At 41.1% G+C, this 4,459-nt stretch carries 7 protein-coding genes; 2 read left to right on the forward strand and 5 right to left on the reverse strand.

Annotated features, from left to right (window positions below; genetic code table 11):
• Positions 1 to 10: 10 nt before the first annotated feature.
• Positions 11 to 226, reverse strand: coding sequence for a hypothetical protein (locus tag H5090_RS20350; protein ID WP_182682916.1), 216 nt, complete (start codon positions 224 to 226; stop codon positions 11 to 13).
• Complete coding sequence (locus tag H5090_RS20355; protein WP_182696604.1) at positions 223 to 1,644, reverse strand: DNA cytosine methyltransferase; 1,422 nt, start codon at positions 1,642 to 1,644, stop codon at positions 223 to 225. Before H5090_RS20355 ends, H5090_RS20350 begins: the two co-directional genes overlap by 4 nt.
• A 114-nt stretch (positions 1,645 to 1,758) precedes the next feature.
• Here H5090_RS20355 and H5090_RS20360 point away from each other — a divergent pair, with 114 nt between their 5' ends.
• On the forward strand, positions 1,759 to 2,016 hold the full coding sequence (locus tag H5090_RS20360) for a hypothetical protein (protein WP_182696605.1): 258 nt from the start codon (positions 1,759 to 1,761) through the stop codon (positions 2,014 to 2,016).
• A gap of 120 nt (positions 2,017 to 2,136) precedes the next feature.
• Positions 2,137 to 2,502 (forward strand): hypothetical protein, encoded by a 366-nt coding sequence (locus H5090_RS20365; protein WP_182696606.1) that lies wholly within the window; start codon positions 2,137 to 2,139, stop codon positions 2,500 to 2,502.
• 50 nt (positions 2,503 to 2,552) lie between these two features.
• On the opposite strand, the gene H5090_RS20370 is transcribed toward H5090_RS20365, so the two are convergent.
• The 3 genes from H5090_RS20370 to H5090_RS20380 all read right to left on the reverse strand — a co-directional run bounded on the left by H5090_RS20370 (position 2,553) and on the right by H5090_RS20380 (position 4,247).
• A complete protein-coding gene (locus H5090_RS20370) occupies positions 2,553 to 3,374 on the reverse strand; it encodes a Rha family transcriptional regulator (protein WP_182696607.1) in 822 nt (273 codons plus the stop codon).
• A 287-nt stretch (positions 3,375 to 3,661) separates the two neighbouring features.
• The gene (locus H5090_RS20375) at positions 3,662 to 3,931 is read right to left on the reverse strand and encodes a hypothetical protein (RefSeq protein ID WP_182696608.1); all 270 of its coding nucleotides are present in this window, start codon (positions 3,929 to 3,931) and stop codon (positions 3,662 to 3,664) included.
• 37 nt (positions 3,932 to 3,968) lie between these two features.
• On the reverse strand, positions 3,969 to 4,247 hold the full coding sequence (locus H5090_RS20380) for an ArdC-like ssDNA-binding domain-containing protein (protein WP_182696609.1): 279 nt from the start codon (positions 4,245 to 4,247) through the stop codon (positions 3,969 to 3,971).
• Positions 4,248 to 4,459 lie beyond the last annotated feature (212 nt).

Here is a 4,459-nt window from a genome sequence, read left to right on the forward strand (position 1 = left end):
TTGCAATTCGTTAGCGAGTAAAGCCAAGTACCACCCCCGTTTTTATTAGCTCCACACTTTCGCAGCGCACCCACTGCCAAAGCTCCGGCGGGGTATCTGTTTTACTGTCGATTAGTGCAAATAATCCTTCATTTAAATTTGAGGCAATCACATAGTGCTTTGCACCCTTATACATTACGTACATGTGCGCGTGGTGCCCCATGGTGTTAAAAATGGCTCTATTCATGCGGCAACCTGTTTTTTAGACAGTGTTAAGTTAGCTGTAACAAGGGCCGCCGCTGCAGGTGGGCACACTGCGTTACCACAACGGGCCACTTGGTTTTGCTTAGTGTTTTTTTTGCCCTCACTGTTAAAGGCTATTTTGTAGGACGCAGGAAACCCCATGGCCGCGTACAGTTCGTGCGGGTAAAGCATACGCATGCCAATATCAACTATTTGATATTTTGACCCTCTGATCATCACCACGCCGTAACGGTCTTTTGTGGTTATGGTGCCCAGTGGTTCAAGGGCGCTTTGGGCGTTTGATGTACCAAAGTATTTAATTAAAAATGTTTGCACTTCGCCAAGGTGATTCCCACCGGCTGAAATAGTATGTAAAGGCTCGTTGGTTTTATGGCCGGTATTGTCACCGCGAAACTTTATTATATGACTGGTAACTAATGCAAAGTGACCGCCTTTAACTTGCGCGCACAATGTACGTAATGGCTCGTTTAATGCCATATTACGTTGATTTGAGCCGTTAGCGTGTTCGGTAATAAAAGGGGCTACATGTTCGCGAGGAACAATAAACGGATCGGGGTTGTTTATTATTTCTTTTTCAATCCCTTTAGCAATACGTATTAAGGTTTTTTCGGCTATTGGTCTCGGGCGATTAAAAATAGATTTAACCGGTATAGACCAATCAATAATATCGGCGGCTGTTTTTACTTTAATTAATCCGCTTTCAGGGTTGCCGTGGGTGGGTGTTGGCCAGCTTATCGGCGCGCCATCATTACGGGCCACTATGAATAAACGGGCGCGGCTTGTTGGTACACCATAATCAGACATTTTTAAAATCTTGTGTTCAATGCAGTAACCAAGCCCTTTAAATAATTTATACTTTTCAACTAAGTTAAATTCAATGTTAAGCGCCCTAACAGCCTCAAGCCATGTAGGGTGTGTGGGTTTTAGCCCTGTTGTTAATGCTTTTATAAAACCGTCGAATGTTTCACCTTTACGGGCTGGGCATGGGCGCGGCTGATCGTTTATATACACCACCGGCCCCCACGATAAAAACTCGCTTACATTTTCAAGCATAAAAACCCGCACCGGCACCGACATAGCCCAACGAACCGCCACCCAAGCAAGCCCGCGTATTTCTTTATTAACTGGGGTTGCGCCTTTTGCGCGGCTAAAGTGCTTACAGTCAGGGCTAAACCACGCCAAACCAACGGGGCGGCCTGCACATGCGGCCACCGGATCAACGTCCCACACTGATTCGCAATAATGGGTTGTGTTTGGGTGGTTAACCTTGTGCATATCGATGGCGGCGGGGTCGTGGTTAATTGCTATATCAACACTACGGCCTAACGCCATTTCAAGGCCCGTACTTGCCCCGCCGCCCCCTGCAAAATTATCAACTGCTATTTCATTTTGGTGTAACATACTTGCGCCTAAATAATTACCGTGTAAACAACATTATTACTGTTATTTATTACCGTGTAAACATGATTCGTGTTAATTTACGCGATAAGCAAATATAAGTAGGATAATTAAAAATTGAATAGCGAAAACAGCACCATGACAAATACACCCAACGACAGAAAAAAAGCCGTTGCCCTTGCGCGCAAAACGCACCATAAAAAACAGTTAAATGAAAACAAGCGGGTTGACACGTATATAAAGCCCGAAACAAAAGCGGGTCTGTTACGCATTAAGGCGCACTTTAGTGATGTTAAAAACGAGGGGCAAGCCATAGATAAAGCGCTGGGGCTTGCGCTTGAAAGCCTTGATAAAATGCAGCAAAACCCAGAATAAACATTAAAAAAATATTTATTAAATATTACTTAAATATCCCTGCATTTATGCGGGGTTTTTAATGCCTAAAATTAAGGTATTATATTTTTGCTATTTATTTAAAACAAAAAAGGAACAGGTATGTTTAAAACACTATTAACAGTAGCGGTTATTGCTCTTGGTTTAAGTGGGTGTGCTAAGTCGAGTTATACAGTAGGGAATAATTTTGCCACTGAAAATATAAAACAAATTACTAAAGGCGAAACAACAGCCGAGCAATTAACGGCATTATTTGGGCAGCCTTATTCAAAGTATGTATTAAGCGCTACCCAAACAAAATGGATGTATATTTATAACGAGGGCACAGCTAAAGCGCAGTCTTATTTATTTACCGCCAAAATAGAATCAAGCGGTACACAAAAAGTATTAGATGTATTGCTAACAGACGATGTTGTTACAAATTACACCTTTACCGAGGGCGCTATGCCAGGCATTAACGTTAATTAAATTAATTAATAAAACAAAAACCCCGCACTTAGGCGGGGTTTTTTATTGCCTTAAATATGGCGGGCGGGTTCGGTTAGTGCAGTTATTTGTTTAAACATCATATTATATTGCTGCAATAAACCTAATAGGCCGTCTAGGTCTTTAGCGGCTGTGCGTACATTACTTACCAGTACCGGTTTGTTTTGCGCCTCGGCTTGCATAAGCTGGTTAAGCAATGCGGCCATTGGGGTTGGCAATAAGGTATCGCTATAATTAAAGGCGCTAACTTGAGTTGCTTTTATTATGCCCGATTTAGGTAAATCAATAATTACCGCGTCGTATTGCGGGGAGGCTAACTTAAATTGATCCACAATCGCTAGCGCTTGGTTAAATAAGTGGGCGGGTATTTGCTCGTACTTGGTCACGTTAAAGTGGCTTTTTAATTTATTGTATAGCGTGTTGTATAAACTTTGGTGCAGTTCGCGCGGTTGGCTGTTTACCAGTGTGCTAATTTTGGTTTGTATTTGGCGTTGTTGGGCGGCGCTTAATGTACCGTATTGTAATTCGCTTAACTTATCGGCCATGGCATTAAATGCGTTTATGTACGCCTCTTTAATTTGCGCTGCTTTTTTACCAGTAAAGCCCATAACCAAAAACATAAAGCCGTCTTTTGTAATGTGCCAAACCGTGTATATTTCGCCGTTTTGTTCGTTCTTGTGGGGGTGTGCCGAAAAGTTGGCAGACCTAAATGCCTTACTGCATTCTAAGTTTTTTATTTTTTCAATAACGTGTGTGTGGCGTTTTTGAAATGCCTCTGAGATTTTTAAGGACGTGGTTACAAGCTTTGTATCAGTTGCAGTGATCGCGTGATTTGGGATTAATTGAATAGTCATACTTTTACCTTTTTCTTAAATGTTATTTAAGCCACGCAAAAGTACTAAGTTTTGGGTGGCAAGCTAAAGCGAGGTTAGTACAACCGCGATAAAGGTAAAACGGCCCACCGAAGTGGCCCCGCCCAGCTTGCCATAATATATGGAGTGCTAAACAGCAGACATTAAAAAACCAGCATAAAAGCTGGTGACAATGCCACCTTTATCATTGCGGGGTACTAATCCCGATACTGGATTTTGCCAGTACCTTTTTAATATATCGCTGAAAAAGGGTGCTTGTCAATTTTGTTTTATTGCTCCTTATAAAAATCATCTATAGCCTGCTTGTAACTGGCTGCCAGTTCTTGCGCGGCGGTGTCGTCGCTTTCGCTAATAGCCTCGAACGCATCAGATGCATTTTGCAAAATAAAGGTATTGTTTGTATTAACCGCATTAAATACCGCTATTGGATCAACCGCCTTGCTAGGTTCGCCCAGTTCGCTAAGTGCATGACGAGCTGCAGAGCCTAAATTTTTATGCGCTGCAATTTTTTGGGTTAGGGTGTTTACTGAAAAATACATAAAACCTCGATTGGGGGCGCGTGGCCCCCTTGTTTAATTATTTAATTTCTTCGGTGTGTTCAATATTAAAAACGTATAAGGCTTTAAGCACTTTTTTGGTATCTTCAACACCTGATTTAGTTGTGATTTTTTTATCACATACCATAAATATTTTACAGCCTTTTGCGCCTTTAGATACTTTGCGGCCAGCCTCGTTCCACTGCTTAAAACCTGCCCATGCATCGCTTGTTAGGTTGTAAGCCTCTTTATGTTCTTCAAGGTTAGTTTGATTGTTAACTGAGTAAACCGACTGAGTGATTGTATTGAAGTTTTGCATTTTAACACCTTACTGTATGGTTTGAGCCAATCCCAAACCGCAAAGCCAGTATAGGGCTTTATGATTACCGTGTAAACACAAATCGTGTTAAAAACACAAAATAAATATTTAATTAATATTAAAAAGATATCTATTAAATATTTAATATAGCAAATTCAAGTTACCCCCGTTATTAACAGGGTATTTATAAGTATTTATATATTTATTATTTT

Source organism: Pseudoalteromonas sp. SR43-5, from assembly GCF_014163835.1.
GTDB lineage: Bacteria > Pseudomonadota > Gammaproteobacteria > Enterobacterales > Alteromonadaceae > Pseudoalteromonas > Pseudoalteromonas distincta.

Coding starts and splice junctions, on each gene's coding strand:
- H5090_RS20380 (WP_182696609.1), bottom strand. CDS start 4,247: ATGCAAAACTTCAATACAATCACTCAGTCGGTTTACTCAGTTAACAAT.
- H5090_RS20370 (WP_182696607.1), bottom strand. CDS start 3,374: ATGACTATTCAATTAATCCCAAATCACGCGATCACTGCAACTGATACA.
- H5090_RS20350 (WP_182682916.1), bottom strand. CDS start 226: ATGAATAGAGCCATTTTTAACACCATGGGGCACCACGCGCACATGTAC.
- H5090_RS20355 (WP_182696604.1), bottom strand. CDS start 1,644: ATGTTACACCAAAATGAAATAGCAGTTGATAATTTTGCAGGGGGCGGC.
- H5090_RS20365 (WP_182696606.1), top strand. CDS start 2,137: ATGTTTAAAACACTATTAACAGTAGCGGTTATTGCTCTTGGTTTAAGT.
- H5090_RS20375 (WP_182696608.1), bottom strand. CDS start 3,931: ATGTATTTTTCAGTAAACACCCTAACCCAAAAAATTGCAGCGCATAAA.